This is a genomic window from Arthrobacter sp. 10L424 (assembly GCF_056395325.1).
The window spans coordinates 306,704-322,856 of sequence record NZ_JBFTJH010000001.1 but is presented as its reverse complement, the minus strand read 5'-3'; the positions used below and the strand labels follow the sequence as shown (position 1 = coordinate 322,856).

The window sequence follows — 16,153 nt, the reverse complement described above, 5'->3', positions numbered from 1 at the left end:
AGGCTGATTGCTTGTAAGGTTGAAGCTAAATCGCGCCAGCATTAGGAGAGACCATGCAACGGGAATCTGCCCGGACAGCCACGTCTGAGGCCGCCACGTCGAACAAGAAAGTCCGACCGGCGCGTGCCCAGTTCGGCTCCTCCGAAGTGCCTGCCTCACGCGCGACCCAGGACCGGATCGACATTCCGGAATTCGCGCCGAACCTGGAGCCGGAGGGCGATTTCAGCCCGGACCGCTTCCTGGACCGCGAACTGAGCTGGCTCTCGTTCAACGCCCGCGTGCTGGAACTGGCCGAGGACCCGAACCTGCACCTGCTGGAACGCGTCAGCTTCCTGTCCATCTTCGCGTCCAACCTGGACGAGTTCTTTATGGTCCGCGTCGCCGGGCTTAAGCGCCGGATCGCCACCGGACTGGCCGTCCCCTCCCCTGCCGGACTCAGCCCGGTGCAGGTCCTGGAACAGATCGGCGAGGAGGCCCACCGCCTGCAGCAGCGCCACGCGCGCGTCTACGCCGAGCAGATCCGTCCCGCGCTGGCCTATGAGCACATCCACCTCATGCGCTGGGAGGAACTCGATTCCCAGGCCAAGGACCAGCTCAGCGCCATGTTCGCCGAGAAGGTCTTCCCGATCCTGACGCCGCTGGCCGTGGACCCGGCCCACCCATTCCCCTACATTTCGGGGCTCTCACTGAACCTCGCCGTCGTCGTCCGCAATCCGGTCAGCGACAAGGAACTCTTCGCCCGCCTCAAGGTCCCGGACCAGCTCCCCCGGCTGATCTCGATTGACGGCCCGCGCGCCGGCTCGGTGCCCGGTCGGGTGGCGCGCTTCATCGCCCTCGAGGAAGTCATCGCCGTCCACCTGGACCAGCTCTTCGCCGGGATGGAGGTGCTGGAGCACCACACCTTCCGCGTCACCCGCAATGAGGACGTCGAGGTCGAAGAGGACGACGCCGAAAACCTGCTGCAGGCACTCGAAAAGGAACTGCTGCGCCGCCGTTTCGGGCCGCCGGTCCGGCTCGAAGTCACCAACGACATCAACCCGAACATCCGGGCGCTGCTGATCCGCGAACTCGGCGTCGAGGAATCCGAGGTCTACTCGGTCCCGGCCCCGCTGGATCTCCGCGGGCTATCGGTCATCGCCGGAATCGACCGCGCGGACCTGCACTACCCCAAGCATGTCCCCCACACCTCACGGCACCTCAACGAATCGGAAACGTCCAAGGCGGCAAACGTTTTTGCGGCCATGCGGCGACGGGACATCCTGCTGCACCACCCCTACGACTCCTTCTCCACCTCGGTGCAGGCGTTCCTGGAACAGGCGGCGTCGGACCCGAAGGTCCAGGCCATCAAGCAGACCCTGTACCGCACCTCGGGCGACTCGCCGATCGTCGACGCCCTGATCGACGCCGCCGAGGCCGGCAAGCAGGTCCTGGCCCTCGTTGAGATCAAGGCGCGCTTCGATGAGCAGGCCAACATCTCATGGGCCCGGAAGCTGGAGCAGGCCGGCGTCCACGTGGTCTACGGCATCGTGGGCCTCAAGACCCACTGCAAGCTTTCCCTTGTGGTGCGCCAGGAAGTGGACGGCCTCCGCCGCTACTGCCACATCGGCACCGGCAACTACCACCCCCGCACGGCCCGCTACTACGAGGACCTCGGACTCCTCACGGCCAATGAGCAGGTGGGTGAGGACCTCTCCCGGCTCTTCAACCAGCTCTCCGGCTACGCGCCAAAGTCGACCTTCAAGCGGCTCCTGGTGGCCCCGCGGTCGGTGCGTTCAGGACTCATCGACCGGATTGAAACCGAAATCCGGAACGCCAAGGCAGGCCTCGCCGCCCGGGTACAGATCAAGGTCAATTCCATGGTGGATGAAGCCATCATCGATTCCCTGTACCGGGCGTCTCAGGCCGGCGTCCCCGTGGACGTGATTGTCCGCGGCATCTGCTCGCTGCGCCCGGGGGTGCCCGGCCTCAGCGACAACATCACGGTCCGCTCGGTGCTGGGCCGGTTCCTGGAGCACTCCCGTGTCTTCGCCTTCGCCAACGGCGGGGACCCGGTGGTCTACATCGGCTCCGCGGACATGATGCACCGCAACCTTGACCGCCGCGTGGAAGCCCTCGTCCAGCTCACCAGCGGGGACGACACGAGCTATGTCATGGACCTGCTGCGCCGCTACATGGATCCCGAGACCGCCAGCTGGCACCTCGACAACCAAGGGGAATGGACCCGCCACCACCTCGCCGAGGACGGGCAGGATCTCGCGGACATCCAGTCCTGGCTGCTTAACTCCCGCTCGCGCCAGCGCTCGTCCGGGCTGCGGTAGGGGCTCTGGCATTGAGTAGCGATTCACTGGTCGCCGACCAGACAGACCATCCCGGCGAGGACATTGCGGTGGTGGCTGCGGGCGCCCTGCCGTGGCGCATCGCCGCCGGCGACAACGGTGACCTTGAGGTCCTGCTGATCCACCGCCCGCGGTATGACGACTGGTCCTGGCCCAAGGGCAAGATCGACCCCGGCGAGACGGTGCCCGAGTGCGCCGCCCGCGAGGTCGAAGAGGAAATCGGGTTGAGGGTGCCGCTGGGCATCCCCCTGCCTTCCATCCACTACCACGTCCCCGCCGGACTGAAGGTGGTCCATTACTGGGCCGTCGACGTCGACGGGGCGTCGCTGCTGCCGGACGGCAAGGAAGTGGACAGCGTCATGTGGTGCTCGCCGGAGAAGGCGGCCCGCCTCCTGAGCAACCCGAGCGACGTGGGCCCGCTGGAGCATCTGGCGGCCGCCCATGCCCGCGGCGAACTGAAAACCTGGCCGCTCGTGATCGTTCGCCACGCCAAAGCCAAGCCGCGCTCTTCATGGTCGAAGGCCGAAGGCGACCGGCCGCTGGCCGCCACCGGGATGCGGCAGGCCCAGGCAGTGGGGCGGCTCCTGCAGGCCTGGAAACCGAAGCGCGTTGTTTCCAGCCCGTGGGTCCGGTGCGTGGCCACGATCGCCCCGTATGCCAAGGCCTCCGATGCGAAGGTGAAGCTGAACGAAGCCCTCACCGAGCACCGGCACGGCCGCCATCCGCACAAGACGGCGGCCGCCATCGAAGGTCTCTTCGACAAGCAGCGCGGCGTGGCGGTCTGCACACACCGCCCCGCCCTTCCTACGGTGTTCGCCCAGCTCGGAAAGCATATGGGTTCCCGGTTGCGCGCCCTGCTGCCGGACGCCGATCCGTTCCTGGCTCCCGGTGAGATTGTGGTGTGCCACGTGGCGCACCACAGCAAGGACAAAGTGGTGGCCGTGGAGCGGTTCCGCCCCTTCGACGACTGAGGTTCTTGACCGTCCATTGTTCTGGCCGTAGTTTGTATCAAATACTTGATACATTGCCGCAGGATCTTTGGGGGATTTTATGCCGGTCCAGTTCATTGTGCCGCCGCTGCTGTTGCTTGGTCCGCTCCTCGCCGCCGTCGTTGTCTACATGGTGTTGCGTTGGGTCATCTGGGCGCCGAACACGGGGACCACTCCGGCGTCGGTGTCAGAGCACGCGCTGTGGGTGGGCGTCATCGGCTGGCTGGCGAGCTCCCTCCAGGGGGCGATGAACCTGGGCATCATTCCGGCGAACCCTTCCGCCGGCGGCACCCTGACCAGTACGGAGACCATCCTGCCGGCGCTGGCGTGGTCGGTCCTGGGCTGCCTGACCGTACACGCCCTGGGCCAAATCACTTACCCTGGTCCACGCCGGATGCGGCGGCAGGCCGTCCTGTCAGTCCGCCGCATCCGCGACTTCCTGCCCCGCAGGCTGGCCTTGACCACGGCGGCCATCTTCCTCACCGCCGCCGCAGCCATCGCGCAGACGGCCACCCTCCCCGGATTCGCGGCAGTGGCGCCCACCACGGTCCGCGACGGCCCCAACAGCTACAGCTACTACAGCGGCGGCGCTGACGGCCGCATCCCCGGGCCGGAGGTCGCCGGGTGGCTCGGAGGCGCCCTGCTGGTGCTGGCGGGCGGGACGTGTCTGGTGCTGTGGCTGATAGCCAGCCGCCGCCAGCTGGAGAGCCTCGACGCCGCCGACAACGCCGTGCTGCGGACCATCGCCATGAACCGCCTGCTGCGGACGGTGTCCACCGTGGCTGCGGGCCTTGGGGTGATCGCGGGGAACTTCGCGGCCAGGCCCGATCCGGCCCAGGGGGCAGCGTCCTGGACGAATCCGGCTGCGCTGGCGGGCACGGTTGTGCTGTTCGTGATGTGGTGGTGGCGGCCCCCGCGGATCGCGGCCGCCGGGCTGGGCGTCCAGAACCGCCCTGAGGCAGGGCTCGTCGCCGGCCGGCAGCACCCGGCGGCCAGGCTCGTCTCCTCCCTCGGGGCGCTGCTGGGCCTGGCCGCCGCCGTGCCGCTGATTGCCGGAACCTTCCTCGCCCAGGCCGTCGCGGCTGCCGCCAGCTACGGATTTGCGGGCTTCGGTTATGCAGGCATTCTGACCTTGATGGCCACCGCCGTGCTGCTTGTCATTACCGCCGGCGAGCTCCTGCTGCAGCACAATTACGGCAGCCCTGAAGCCCGGCGCAGCTGGCCCCGGCAGCCGGTGAGCCCCGCCCTCCTGGCGACTGCCGTCCTGTCGCTGCTCGTCTTCCTCGTGGTCCTCCTTGTCACGGCGGCCGGGCAGGCCCGGCTCGGAGAGGGCCTCGGCTGGGTTCCGTCCACACTCCTCACGGCAGCAGTCTGCGCCGTCTCGTTGCCCGCACTCGTCGCGGCAAGACGCCGCCAAGGCATCCCCGATGCCCCCGCCGGCCTGGACGCGGCGCTTCGCGCCATCACGGTCCACCGCGTAGTGCGAACCCTCGCGGCCACCCTCACCGCCCAGGCCGGCGTGCTGCTGCTCACCCAGAGCAACGCCTGGGCGGCCGTCCTGGGCCGGGAGGCCTTCGGGTGGACCGACCCGGCCGAGGCTTCCTGGTGGCCGGCGATCGCGGCAGGTGCGGTGCTCGGCGTGGTGGCCACGGTCATCGCGGTTATCCCGGTGCGCGCCCTGGCCCGGCCGGCCCCTGCTCCTCCCCTGCCGAGGAAGGAAGTCTCCGCGTGAGCGCAGGAATCTCCGTGAACCTGGGCTCGGCCACACCACCGTACGAACAGATCCGGGCGCAGGTCTCCTCGCTGATCGCGCTGGGAACACTGGCGCCGGGCACCCGGCTGCCGACGGTCCGGAGCCTCGCCGCGGACCTCGGCATCGCGGCCGGGACCGTCGCCCGGGCCTACCGGGAGCTCGAACAGTCGGGGCTGGTCGAAACCCGGCGCCGCAACGGCACTGTGGTCGCCGGGACGCCGGCGGCCGGCACCCTGCCCGAAGCCCCGGCACCGGAGGCCGTCGCCGGCGAGGTGACCACCGCCGTCGACCGTTACATTGCGGAAGGCCGCAAAGCGGGATTCGACGACGCCGCCCTCCTGGCAATCCTGCGGACGAGGCTCAGCCAGCAAGACGGATAAGGAGGGAAAGCCAGTTCTCAGTAGACTGGGACGGTGAGCATTCCTACGCCCTATGAAGACCTGCTGCGCGATGTCCTGGAACACGGCACGCACAAATCGGACCGCACCGGGACGGGCACCCTGAGTGTGTTCGGCCGCCAGATGCGCTTTGACCTCAGCAAAAGCTTCCCCCTGGTCACCACGAAACGTGTGCACTTCAAGTCCGTCGCGGTGGAGCTGCTGTGGTTCCTCCGCGGGGAAACGAACGTGAAATGGATGCAGGACCAGGGCGTCACCATCTGGAACGAATGGGCCGACGCCGAAGGAGAACTGGGCCCGGTCTACGGCGTCCAGTGGCGCTCCTGGCCGACTCCCGACGGCGGTCACATCGACCAGATCGCCGAGCTCATCGAGAACCTGAAGTCCAACCCGGACTCACGCCGGCTCATTGTCTCGGCTTGGAACGTCTCCGAGCTCAAAGACATGGCCCTGCCTCCCTGCCACGCGTTCTTCCAGTTCTACGTGGCCGACGGAAAGCTGTCCTGCCAGCTGTACCAGCGTTCCGCGGACACCTTCCTGGGCGTGCCGTTCAACATCGCCTCCTACGCCCTGCTGACCTGCATGATCGCCCAGCAGACCGGCCTGGAACCGGGCGAGTTCGTCTGGACCGGCGGCGACGTCCACATCTACGACAACCACATGGACCAGGTCCTCAAGCAGCTCACACGCGACCCCTACGAGTACCCGCAGCTCACGATCACCCGCAAGCCGGACTCCATTTTCGATTACACCCTCGATGACTTCGAAGTGGTCGGATACCAGCACCACCCGACGATTAAGGCCCCGATAGCCGTATGAGCAACGACAAGATTCAGGGCGGACAGCCCGCCGACTTCACCGACAAGCTGGCGGGCCTCACCGGGCTCGGCGTCGTCTGGGCGCAAACCAGCACCGGTGTGATCGGCAAGGACGGCGGCATGCCGTGGCGCCTTCCCGAGGACATGCTGCACTTCACCCGGCTCACCACGGGCCACCCGGTGATCATGGGCCGCAAGACCTGGGAGTCCTTTCCCGACAAGTACCGCCCCCTGCCCGGGCGGACGAACATCGTCATCACCCGCCAGGAAGGCTGGGGCGCGACGCCGGCGGCCGAAGGCGCCATCGCGGTCAAGTCCCTGGACGACGCGCTCCTGGAATCCCAGTTCGCGCCGGGGAACGGCATGGTCTGGATCATCGGCGGCGGCAACATCTACGCGCAGTCCATGGACCTCGCCAACGTCGCTGTCATCACCACCATTGACGCCGCAACGGAGGGCGACACGTTCGCCCCGGATCTCGGATACGACTGGACCATGGGCGCGAGCCTGCCGGCCGACGGCTGGGAAACCGCCGGCAACGGCACCCGCTACCGCATCAACGTGTGGCGCCGGACGGAAGGCTAAGGAATGCTGAAGAAACCCGAAACCCTGTTTGTGCTTGGCTACATGCTGCTGCCGCTCCTGGCGCTGCTGTCCGCGATCGTGGGGCTGACCATGATCCTTGGCGGCAACAAGATCGCCGGGGCCATCGTGCTCGTGGTGATCACCCAGGCCTTCGCCTTCGGCGCGTTCTTCGCGCTCAGGAAGCGCAAGCACGCTCTGCTCGCGGAGCACACCGGCGAGTAAGCCCGACTTGGTCCGGCGGATGGGGAGATCACCCCATCGCCGGTTGCCGAGGTTCCGGCTACATTGGTCCCGGTTAGATACTCACACCGGAATGCGCCAGATCCAGGCCGCCGCCGGTTAGGCTGATGCACGAAAAGGGGGATGCCGCTATGGCAGGAAACTTGTGGGGCGCCGACGTCGCCCAGTTGCGCACACTGGCGCAACAGTTCGGCAAGACGTCCGAGACGCTGCTGCAGCAGTCCACCACCCTGACGTCGGCCATCAACGGCAACACGTCCTGGAAGGGCGCCGACGGCGCCCGCTTCACTTCCGAGTGGAACAGCAGCCACCGCGCCCTGATCCAGAAGACCGCGTTCGCCCTCAAGGCGGAGTCCAAGCGGCTGCTGACCCACGCCGAGCAGCAGGAGAAGGCCAGCAACTCCGCGACCGGGGCCGGCGGCGGAGTGGGTGCCCTGGGCGGCGCGCGCAACGGTGACGGCGCGTTTGCGCTCCTCGGCGGAGCGCTGGCCGGCGGAATCGGCGGTCTCCGGGCCGCAATGCTGATTCAGAAATACCTCAAGGCCCCGCTCACTCTCGCCAAGCACACCGGCCAGCTTGGCTGGGTCCTCAAGAACCAGCGTGCGGATTTCATCAAGTCCTTCGTGCAGGGAAAGCACCGGATCGGCGGCCCGGGCTTCGCCCCGCACCGCCTGATCAGCAACCCTGCCCTCGACGACCTGCTCAAGGGCTCGGCGGTGGCGAACCGCGGCCTCGCCGCGATCGACAAGGCCTCCGACATCGCTTCGCTGAAAAACCTCAACAAGTACATCGGACCGTTGGGCAAGTTCGAGGGGTTCTTCGCGGAAAAGCCGTGGATCGGCGCGGGGACAAAGCTTGAATGGCTCGGGAAGTCCGGGCTTGCCAGGGGCCTTGGCTGGGCAGGCGTTGGCTTCAGCGCCGTCGACTCCGTGCGGAGCTTCGCCGACGGCGACATCAAGGGCGGCGCGGCGAGCCTCGGAAAGACGGCGCTCGGTATTGGCTGCTTCCTGCCGCCGCCCGCCGGAACCGTCTGCCAGGTGGCCAGCGTCGGGATCGCCGTCTACGAGAACTGGGACACCATCTCCAGCGTCGGCCAGAACATCGGCGAAGGCGTCGTCAACGCTGTGAAGGACCCCGGGAAATTCGTCAGTGACGCGGCCGATAACGTCAAAGATGCCGGCAAATCCGTGGCCAAGTTCTTCGGCTTCGGGGGTTAGGAGACCCACATGACTGTCCAGAATGAGACCCAGCAGGAGCCTCGGCTCGGCGTCGACGTGATCGGCTTTGGCGTGGGCGAATTCGCCTACCTGCTCAACGTGTTCGAAGGTACCGCGCGGGACCGTTCGGTCAGCGTCTTCCGCGCCCAGGACATGGTGGACGACGTCACACTGTCCACTGCCGGCGCATCGTCCCTGATGGCCCGGGACCTGGCCACCATCGATGACGACGGCGACCTTGGCGTCACCGGGGTCGCCGCCGCCGTGGCCACGGCCCTTGGGCAGGCAACCCGGTGGACGGAGGTTTCCCTGCTGACCGCGGACACCATGGACAACGTCGTGCTGATCGAAGCCCCCGACGTGGCCCTGATGCTGCAGCCCCGACTGCTGGGAACCTGGTTCGTTTTTGCCCAGGACCCCGCCATCAGTTCCGCCGAGGCGACCCTCCGCCTCGTCCGCCAGCACGTCGAGCAGAATCCCGGCGGTTCCGCCTACCTCGTTTTCAAGACCCTCGACGCCGACCGCCACCTGCTGGTCCGCAGCGACGACGACACCTGGACAATAGGCATCCCGGACTTCGCCACCGACGAGGTCGCGGAGACGGAAGGCCTGGACGACGGCGGGCTGCTGAGCGCCGTCGAGGAGTGCCGTGGCCAGGCGTAGCCGGGACGTGCCCCAGGAACCGGGTTACACGCCCGGCCGGACCGGGGAAGAGGACCTGATCCACCGCCGGGCCGAGAACGGCGAACTGGTGGCCTACACGCCGGACGAGTATGGGGTACGGAAAGATTCCGGCGTCGGCATCATCAAGCCTGTCAACAGTTCCAACGGCATTCTGTTTCTCGCAATCCTGCTGACCGCTGCAATGGGCGGACTTGTCTACTTTGTCGTCCAAGTCATCAGGCAGGACGCCTGGCAGATCGCGGGCGAGGTGTGGTGGGTCTTTCCCGCCTGCATCTTCCCCTTCGTCGCGGCCTGGTACAGCTACGCCAAGGAACGCAAGGCCGAGAAACTACGCAGGGCCCGCAACCTGCCCCGGCCGGTCGACTAGCGTGCGCGCCAACGAGGAGTCCCGTGGCCAGGCGTAGCCGGGACGTTCCCCAGGAACCGGGCTACACGCCCGGCCGGACCGGGGAAGGGAATCTGATCCACCGCCTGGCCGAGAACGGCGAAATCGTCAGCTATACAGATGAAGAGTACGGGGTCAGGAAAGACGACGGCCTCGGCATCATCAAACCCGTGAACTCTTCGGGCGGTCTGCTGTTCCTCTCCCTCCTGATGACTGCCCTGTTCGGGCTGATGCTCTACGGAATCGTTCAGATGGCCGTAACCGACCAGTGGGGAATCCTGGGCGAGATCTGGTGGCTGTACCTGTTGGTCCTCTATCCGCTGTTCGCCGGCTGGTCCGGATACTTCAGGGAACGCAAGGCCGAGAAACTGCGCAAGGCCCGCAACCTGCCCCGGCCGGTCGACTAGCCCCGGAAAGGGCACCACTCGGCGCCAGTTGGACCGGGCGGTGACGTAACCGACTGCGCAGCGGAGCCGGCAAAGTCTAAACTGGCAAAATGACTACAGCAGCTACTCCGTCCGTTGGACTTGTCGGTTGGCGTGGCATGGTCGGCTCCGTCCTGATGCAACGCATGCAGGAAGAGGGCGACTTCGCCAGCATCAACCCGGTATTTTTCTCCACCTCAAATGCAGGGGGTGCGGCTCCGGCTTTCGCTGAGGGTGCCGGCAAGCTGGAGGACGCGTTCGACGTCGATACCCTCGCCAAGCTGCCGATCATCGTGACCGCACAGGGCGGCGACTACACCAAGCAGGTCCACGGCGAGCTCCGCAGCCGTGGCTGGGACGGTCTCTGGATCGATGCCGCCTCCACGCTGCGGATGAACGACGATTCGATCATCGTGCTGGACCCGATCAACCGCGACGTCATCGACAAGGGCCTCGCCAACGGCACGAGGGATTTCATCGGCGGCAACTGCACCGTCTCCTGCATGCTCATGGGCCTCGGCGGGCTGTTCAAGAACAACCTCGTCGAGTGGGGCACCTCCATGACCTACCAGGCTGCCTCGGGCGGCGGCGCCCGCCATATGCGCGAACTGCTGAACCAGTTCGGCACGCTCAACGCCCAGGTCAGCCCGGAACTGAACGACCCGGCGGCGGCCATCCTGGACATTGACCGCAAGGTCCTGGCCCACCAGCGCACCGGCATCGATGCCTCGCAGTTCGGCGTCCCGCTGGCCGGCTCGCTGATCCCGTGGATCGACGCGGACCTCGGCAACGGCCAGTCCAAGGAAGAGTGGAAGGCCGGGGTGGAGACCAACAAGATCCTCGGCACCTCCGGCGACGAGCACATCATCATGGACGGGCTGTGCATCCGCATCGGCGCCATGCGCTCGCACTCCCAGGCACTCACGCTGAAGCTGCGCGAAGACCTCTCCGTCGCCGAGATCGAGAAGCTCCTGGATGCGGACAACGAGTGGGCGAAGGTGGTGCCCAACACCAAGGACGCTTCCATGGCGGACCTCACCCCGGTATCCGCTTCCGGCACCCTCGACATCCCGGTCGGCCGCATCCGCAAGCTGGAGATGGGACCGCAGTACATCAGCGCCTTCACGGTGGGCGACCAGCTCCTGTGGGGCGCGGCCGAACCGCTCCGCCGCATGCTCAACATCGCGACCGGCACACTCTAGGGGTTCAACACCCACGTCAGGTACCGAGGAATCTCCGGTACTTTGCGGCCTGCAGCTCAAAGGATCTTTGGGCGGCAGGCCGCAGTCCGTTAACGTCGTCGAAGGGCTCGGGAACAACCACCATCCCCCCGCCGTTTCGGGACGCGTCCCAGGTGCCGACGACCTGGCCGCCGGCCACAATCGTCTTCCGGAAAACGCCGTTACCGCCCGGCACGATCTTGTTCGCATGCTCCGGCGGCAACACCAGCGACCGGTCCGTGTAGCCGAGCAGGAATTCGTCGAATCCGGGCAGTGCCAGCAGCAGGCGGCCCGCGGGGACGCCGTCGTCGAGCAGTGCAGCCGTCTCCGGGGACAGCCAGTAGCTGGTCCCCTCGAACTTCAACTCCACCAACTCCTCCGACACCCGGGCCAGGGCCGTGCGGACCTCTGTCAGGGGGATGCCGGACCACCAGGAAAAGTCGCGTTCCGTGGCGGGGCCGTGGCTGCGCAGATAGCGCAACAGCCACTCGGCGATGCCGTCCGCACGGTCCAGGACGCGCGACTCGGTGATCCAGTCGTCGAAGGCAACGACAAGTTGCTGGTTGCCCGCCAGAGGGCCCTGCACCAGCCAGCCCCGCTGGCACAGCATCCCCAGCAGGTGGATGCCGCGCTGGCCGGCCGTGGACTGGCCCGCTTGTTCGAAGGCCTGGAACAGCTCCGCCCGGCTGGCGGCCGCCCCGCCGGAGACCAGCTGCAGCGCGGTGTCCGCCGCGGCACCCACGTCCGCGGCATCGATGTCGAGCTCCCGGTGGCGCCCGGCCATGCCCCGGATCAGCCGATCGGAGGTTATGGCCAGCATCCATTTCAGGTCTTCGGGAGCCATCAGGTGCAGTGTCCCGCGCATCGGCCACGACCGGACGATTTCCCCCCGGTCCAGGGCGCTGCGGACATCGGCCACGCGGGAGCCCGGCACCCGCTGGCCGACGGCCCAGAGGGCGGCCTGCAGGTCCTGCGCCTGCATCGCTGTCATCCAGCGCACTGCTGCCGCGGCGCTGCGGAACCCGGACCCGGCCAGGCCCTGCGACGCCAGCCGCAGCCGTCCCAGGATTCCCCGGCTGAGCCGGACGCGCGCCGTTGCTGTCATGCACCCATGCTAGGACTCCTGACGGCTGGTTCCCAGCAGCCTTCCAGCCGGACTGCCTACCCTTGATGGATGACCATGAGTGAGATGTGGCCGCTGCTGCGGCCCCTGAGCAGGAGGCTGGCCCTGCTGGGCTGGGCATCCAGCGCAGTCGGCATGACCGCCGGACTCGCCCTTGCCATAGCCAGCGGAACACGGCTCTCGCCGATGATGAGCACCATGCAACTCGTGGCGGTGGTGTCCATGGCGGTGGCGGTGGTCAGCTTCGTCGCTGCGGCCTCGCTGCAGCCGCGGTCCCGGGTGCCCGACGCCGGACCACCGGAGAGCCTGGAACCGGGGGGCCTGCCGGACACCGTGCAGAGTTTCCTGCTCGGCTCGGTGGCCCTACTGGCCGGGGCCGTCGTCTTCGCTCTCGCGGGCTTCCTGCTCCGCACCGGACCCAGCGTCCAGTCCGTGGCGTTCTGCCAGGTGTTCTTCCTCGGCGCCGCCGCGTCCGGCTTCACCTTCATGCTCTTCAGCAAGGTCTCCCCGCACCGCGGCAGGAACTGACCGGCCGGGCAGCAGCGTTGCCTCCTAGAGCTCCACGCCGATCAGCAGCGGTTCCGGATGCAGTTCGATCCCGAAGCGTTCGACGACGCCGCGGCGCACCTCACGCGCGACCGCCAGCAGGTCCGCCGCGCTGGCCGATCCCCGGTTGGTGATGGCGAGGGTGTGTTTGGTGGAGAGTGAGGCCCGGCCGCCGGAAACGCTGTCCGGTTCGATCCCGAATCCCTTGCCGTAGCCGGCCTGGTCAATCAGCCAGGCCGCGGAGAGCTTGGTCAGCCCGTCGGCGCCGCCCGGATACCGCGGTGCGCCCTCGGGCAGCCCGGCGGCCACCTCCGCGGGCACGATCGGGTTCGTGAAGAACGAGCCGGTGGAGTAGGTGTCCCGGTCCGCCGCGTCCCACACCATGCCCTTGGATGCCCTGAGCCGCAGCACCTCGCGCCGGACATCGTTGGAATAGGCCCGCTGGCCGGCCTCGACGCCAAGCGCCCGGGCCAGCTCGGCGTACCGGACGGGGGCACTCATCCGCCCCAGGGCCAGCTGGAACTCGACCGTGAGCACGACGTAGCGCGGGGAGCCGTTCAGGGTGGTCTGTTTGAGGATCGAATCGCGGTAGCCGAATTTCAGCTCCGAGTTGGTGAACGTTTGCACGGCGTTGCGGTGCCGGTCCCAGGTCCGCACGGCGGCGATGGTCTGGGAAACGTCCGAGCCGTACGCGCCGACGTTCTGGACCGGGGTGGCCCCAGTGGCGCCGGGAATGCCGGACAGCGCCTCGATCCCGGACCAGGCGTGCCGCACCGCCTGCTCCACCAGGGCGTCCCAGTTGTGGCCGGCCTGCACCACAACGGCGACCCCGCCGCAGGAGTCCTCCGCGCTGACCGTGAAGCCCTCCGACGCGATCTTAAGGACGGTGCCGGGGAACCCGTCGTCGGAGACGAGCAGGTTCGAGCCGCCGCCGATGATCAGCAGCGGCTCGCCGGCCGCATCCGCGGAACGGACGGCCTCGATGATCTCGGCCTCGGTGCGGGCCTCGATGAAACGGCCGGCGGGGCCGCCGACGGCGGCCGTGGTCAGGGCGGAAAGCAGAGTCTGGGTCACCCGACCAGCCTAGCCGGGTTCCGCTGCACTCCCCTAAGCACCGTCGAAGTCAGGTGAGCTTCCGGGCCACCGGGGAGAGCAGGAAACTGACCACGAGCATCACCATCACGGCCAGCAGGGAGTGCAGGATGCCGACGTGCTCCGCCAGCAGGCCCAGCAGGGGCGGGCCGCAGAGGAATGCGCCATAGCCGATCGTGGACACCACGGAGACCCGGGCGGCCGCCTTGACCGGGTCGTCTGCGGCGGCGGACATGCCCACCGGGAAGCCCAGCGAGGCGCCCAGGCCCCACACCGCGAGGGCCACATAGGCCACCCAAGGCACGGGCGCGAAGACGAACAAGCCCAGGCCCAGCACGGCCAGGGCAGCACACCAGCGCATCACCGGGACGCGGCCGAAGCGGTCCAGGACCACGGTGCCCGCGAACCGGCCTATGGTCATGAACGTGACGAAGAGCCCGTACCCGGGCCGCGCCCGCGGCGTCGGACTGGCCGTGGCCGTCGGCAAGGGCGAGCGCCACCCAGTCCCCGGCTGCTCCCTCGGCGAGGGCGAGCCCGAGCACGAGCACGCCCAGCAGGAGTGTCCGGCGGTCCCGCCAGGCCTGGGCGATCTGGCGTTTGTTGTCCAGCGGCTGATCGGGCTGGTCCGGGGCCGGCCGGATGATCGGGATCGGCCCGGTGGAGGGATCCTCGAACGTGTCGAGTTCGGCCGGCTTGAAGGTCTGCCCGCCCTCCACCGGAGTGACGTCGGCGCGGAACCACGATGCGGCAGTCGCGACCGAGCCTGCGACGAGCAGTCCCACGGCGCCGAAGTGCCAGAAGACGGGCACCCCGGCTCCCGCGGCCCAGGCGCCCGCACCGGCGCCGGCAACAGTGCCGAGGCTGAAGGCGCCGTGCAGCCGCGGCATGATGTGCCGGCGGACGGCGCGCTCCACGGCGGCACCCTCGACGTTCGAGGCGGTGTTCCAGCTGGCGGTGCCGAGTCCGATCACGGCCAGTCCCGCGGCGACGGCGAGCGGGTTGACCAGGACGGAGGTTCCCAGGCCCGCGAGGACCAGTCCGGCGCCCACCATGATGCTGCCGATCCGGATGGTCTGTTTCGAGCCGAACTTGAGCACGATCAGCCCCGATGCGGAGACCGAGATGAAAGACCCCAGCGTCATGCACAGCAGCAGAAGCCCGATGTTCCCCGGGGTGAGGTCCAGCCCGTCGCGGATGGCCGGCAACCGGGACACCCAGGTGGCGAACGCGATGCCGCTGACCGCGTAGGCGGCCACTACGGCGTTACGCCAGTGGGTGACCTCGGCGGACTGGCCCGTGCTCACGCTCATTCCAGCGCCATACGGTCAGGCCAGCCTGACGACGGCCTGCGCCTTCATCAGCACCTTCTGGCCGGCCGACAGGACCGTAAGGTCGACGCGGGCGGTGCCTGCCTCGGCGTCGAGCGCCCCGATGGCTCCACTGATCTCGATCACGGCGCCGGCGTCCGGCGTTCCGGTGGTGTCGGCGACCGGGACCGGCTTGGTGAAGCGGGTCTGGAAGTCGACGACGGCAGCGGGGTCGCCGGCCCAGTCGGTGACGAGCTGGACGGCGGAGCCCATGGTGAACATGCCGTGGGCAATCACGCCGGGCAGTCCCACACTGGTGGCGAAGGCCTCATTCCAGTGGATGGGGTTGAAGTCGCCGGAGGCACCGGCGTACTTGACGAGGTCCGTGCGGGTGACGTCGATGCTGCGGCTGCCGATGTCCTGGCCGACCGTGAGTTCTGAGAATGTGGGGGTCATGGCTACTGTCCCTCTCCGCGGACCAGGATGGATGAGGTGGCGGTGGCGACGGCTTCACGCGAATCGTCGCCGGCCGCTGCTGCGCCTGCGGTAAGGGCGAAGATTTCCGAGCGGGTGGTGATCATGGCCCCGCCGCCCATCGCACGGACGCCGTCGACGTGGAGTTCCGCAACCAGCCGGTCCCCTGCCACGATCGGACGGTGGTGGACAAAGCGCTGGTCCGCGTGGACCACGCGGGAGAAGTCGATGCCGGAGTCCGGGTCCTCGATCAGCTGGGCGTCGGCCCGCTGGGCGACGATGATCGCAAAGGTCGGCGGTGCCACGACGTCGCGGTGCCCCAGCGCCGCGGCGGCCTCCACGTCGAAGTGCGCGGGGTGGGTGGCCTTGACCGCGCGGGCGAACTCGCGGATCTTCTCGCGGCCGACGTCGTACACCTCTGCGGCAGGGTAGCTGCGCCCCTGCAGATCCGGATTGATAGTCATGGATCCAGCCTATCGCCACGCCGCCCGGCCACCTGCGACGATGACGGGGGTGAATAGAAAGGCGAACTGCGGTATGATGAAAACATCATTTCATCAA

Annotated in this window: 17 protein-coding genes and 1 pseudogene; 13 read left to right on the top strand and 5 right to left on the bottom strand. The window is 67.9% G+C overall.

Going from position 1 to position 16,153, the window contains the following annotated elements; translation table 11 throughout:
- Window positions 1-53 precede the first annotated feature (53 nt).
- The 12 genes from AC1DC5_RS01525 to asd all read left to right on the top strand — a co-directional run bounded on the left by AC1DC5_RS01525 (window position 54) and on the right by asd (window position 11,032).
- Window positions 54-2,318, top strand: coding sequence for an RNA degradosome polyphosphate kinase (locus tag AC1DC5_RS01525; protein ID WP_476863959.1), 2,265 nt, complete (start codon window positions 54-56; stop codon window positions 2,316-2,318).
- Window positions 2,319-2,329: 11 nt separating this feature from the next.
- Complete coding sequence (locus AC1DC5_RS01520; RefSeq protein ID WP_441406833.1) at window positions 2,330-3,307, top strand: NUDIX hydrolase; 978 nt, start codon at window positions 2,330-2,332, stop codon at window positions 3,305-3,307.
- A 79-nt stretch (window positions 3,308-3,386) separates the two neighbouring features.
- Window positions 3,387-5,057: a hypothetical protein gene (locus AC1DC5_RS01515; RefSeq protein WP_476863958.1), complete on the top strand. Its 1,671-nt coding sequence runs from the start codon at window positions 3,387-3,389 to the stop codon at window positions 5,055-5,057.
- Complete coding sequence (locus AC1DC5_RS01510; RefSeq protein WP_476863957.1) at window positions 5,054-5,458, top strand: GntR family transcriptional regulator; 405 nt, start codon at window positions 5,054-5,056, stop codon at window positions 5,456-5,458. The genes AC1DC5_RS01515 and AC1DC5_RS01510 overlap by 4 nt, the downstream gene beginning before the upstream one ends.
- A 33-nt stretch (window positions 5,459-5,491) precedes the next feature.
- Window positions 5,492-6,295 carry a thymidylate synthase gene (locus AC1DC5_RS01505; RefSeq protein WP_476863956.1) on the top strand — a complete coding sequence of 268 codons (804 nt, stop codon included), beginning with the start codon at window positions 5,492-5,494 and terminating at the stop codon, window positions 6,293-6,295.
- Window positions 6,292-6,879, top strand: coding sequence for a dihydrofolate reductase (locus AC1DC5_RS01500; protein ID WP_441406829.1), 588 nt, complete (start codon window positions 6,292-6,294; stop codon window positions 6,877-6,879). Before AC1DC5_RS01505 ends, AC1DC5_RS01500 begins: the two co-directional genes overlap by 4 nt.
- 3 nt (window positions 6,880-6,882) lie before the next feature.
- Window positions 6,883-7,101: an NF038396 family protein gene (locus AC1DC5_RS01495; protein ID WP_441406828.1), complete on the top strand. Its 219-nt coding sequence runs from the start codon at window positions 6,883-6,885 to the stop codon at window positions 7,099-7,101.
- Window positions 7,102-7,250: 149 nt separating this feature from the next.
- Entirely contained in the window at window positions 7,251-8,336 is a 1,086-nt protein-coding gene (locus AC1DC5_RS01490) for a WXG100 family type VII secretion target (RefSeq protein WP_441406827.1), read from the top strand.
- A gap of 9 nt (window positions 8,337-8,345) precedes the next feature.
- Window positions 8,346-8,999 carry a hypothetical protein gene (locus AC1DC5_RS01485; protein WP_476863955.1) on the top strand — a complete coding sequence of 218 codons (654 nt, stop codon included), beginning with the start codon at window positions 8,346-8,348 and terminating at the stop codon, window positions 8,997-8,999.
- Window positions 8,986-9,387 (top strand): hypothetical protein, encoded by a 402-nt coding sequence (locus AC1DC5_RS01480; RefSeq protein WP_476863954.1) that lies wholly within the window; start codon window positions 8,986-8,988, stop codon window positions 9,385-9,387. The genes AC1DC5_RS01485 and AC1DC5_RS01480 overlap by 14 nt, the downstream gene beginning before the upstream one ends.
- A gap of 23 nt (window positions 9,388-9,410) precedes the next feature.
- The gene (locus tag AC1DC5_RS01475) at window positions 9,411-9,812 is read left to right on the top strand and encodes a hypothetical protein (protein ID WP_476863953.1); all 402 of its coding nucleotides are present in this window, start codon (window positions 9,411-9,413) and stop codon (window positions 9,810-9,812) included.
- A gap of 89 nt (window positions 9,813-9,901) precedes the next feature.
- Complete coding sequence (gene asd / locus AC1DC5_RS01470) at window positions 9,902-11,032, top strand: aspartate-semialdehyde dehydrogenase (protein WP_476863952.1); 1,131 nt, start codon at window positions 9,902-9,904, stop codon at window positions 11,030-11,032.
- Window positions 11,033-11,048: 16 nt separating this feature from the next.
- On the opposite strand, the gene AC1DC5_RS01465 is transcribed toward asd, so the two are convergent.
- Window positions 11,049-12,155: a winged helix DNA-binding domain-containing protein gene (locus AC1DC5_RS01465; protein WP_476863951.1), complete on the bottom strand. Its 1,107-nt coding sequence runs from the start codon at window positions 12,153-12,155 to the stop codon at window positions 11,049-11,051.
- A 69-nt stretch (window positions 12,156-12,224) separates the two neighbouring features.
- Between AC1DC5_RS01465 and AC1DC5_RS01460 the strand changes: the two genes are divergently transcribed.
- On the top strand, window positions 12,225-12,701 hold the full coding sequence (locus AC1DC5_RS01460; protein WP_476863950.1) for a hypothetical protein: 477 nt from the start codon (window positions 12,225-12,227) through the stop codon (window positions 12,699-12,701).
- A 24-nt stretch (window positions 12,702-12,725) separates the two neighbouring features.
- Here AC1DC5_RS01460 and AC1DC5_RS01455 read toward each other — a convergent pair whose 3' ends face one another.
- The 4 genes and pseudogenes from AC1DC5_RS01455 to AC1DC5_RS01440 form a co-directional block, all read right to left on the bottom strand.
- The gene (locus AC1DC5_RS01455; RefSeq protein ID WP_476863949.1) at window positions 12,726-13,793 is read right to left on the bottom strand and encodes a UDP-N-acetylmuramate dehydrogenase; all 1,068 of its coding nucleotides are present in this window, start codon (window positions 13,791-13,793) and stop codon (window positions 12,726-12,728) included.
- A gap of 49 nt (window positions 13,794-13,842) precedes the next feature.
- A pseudogene (locus AC1DC5_RS01450) lies at window positions 13,843-15,121 on the bottom strand (MFS transporter).
- 15 nt (window positions 15,122-15,136) lie between these two features.
- Window positions 15,137-15,574, bottom strand: a complete 438-nt coding sequence (locus AC1DC5_RS01445) for a MaoC family dehydratase (protein ID WP_441406818.1) — start codon at window positions 15,572-15,574, stop codon at window positions 15,137-15,139.
- 2 nt (window positions 15,575-15,576) lie between these two features.
- Window positions 15,577-16,056 carry an FAS1-like dehydratase domain-containing protein gene (locus AC1DC5_RS01440; RefSeq protein ID WP_441406817.1) on the bottom strand — a complete coding sequence of 160 codons (480 nt, stop codon included), beginning with the start codon at window positions 16,054-16,056 and terminating at the stop codon, window positions 15,577-15,579.
- Between the last annotated feature and the right edge of the window lie 97 nt (window positions 16,057-16,153).

Bases quoted from the DNA above. Each gene is read 5' to 3' on its own strand.
- AC1DC5_RS01525 (WP_476863959.1), top strand. From the start codon at position 54: ATGCAACGGGAATCTGCCCGGACAGCCACGTCTGAGGCCGCCACGTCG.
- AC1DC5_RS01515 (WP_476863958.1), top strand. From the start codon at position 3,387: ATGCCGGTCCAGTTCATTGTGCCGCCGCTGCTGTTGCTTGGTCCGCTC.
- AC1DC5_RS01500 (WP_441406829.1), top strand. From the start codon at position 6,292: ATGAGCAACGACAAGATTCAGGGCGGACAGCCCGCCGACTTCACCGAC.
- AC1DC5_RS01495 (WP_441406828.1), top strand. From the start codon at position 6,883: ATGCTGAAGAAACCCGAAACCCTGTTTGTGCTTGGCTACATGCTGCTG.
- AC1DC5_RS01490 (WP_441406827.1), top strand. From the start codon at position 7,251: ATGGCAGGAAACTTGTGGGGCGCCGACGTCGCCCAGTTGCGCACACTG.
- AC1DC5_RS01485 (WP_476863955.1), top strand. From the start codon at position 8,346: ATGACTGTCCAGAATGAGACCCAGCAGGAGCCTCGGCTCGGCGTCGAC.
- asd (WP_476863952.1), top strand. From the start codon at position 9,902: ATGACTACAGCAGCTACTCCGTCCGTTGGACTTGTCGGTTGGCGTGGC.
- AC1DC5_RS01465 (WP_476863951.1), bottom strand. From the start codon at position 12,155: ATGACAGCAACGGCGCGCGTCCGGCTCAGCCGGGGAATCCTGGGACGG.
- AC1DC5_RS01460 (WP_476863950.1), top strand. From the start codon at position 12,225: ATGACCATGAGTGAGATGTGGCCGCTGCTGCGGCCCCTGAGCAGGAGG.
- AC1DC5_RS01445 (WP_441406818.1), bottom strand. From the start codon at position 15,574: ATGACCCCCACATTCTCAGAACTCACGGTCGGCCAGGACATCGGCAGC.
- AC1DC5_RS01440 (WP_441406817.1), bottom strand. From the start codon at position 16,056: ATGACTATCAATCCGGATCTGCAGGGGCGCAGCTACCCTGCCGCAGAG.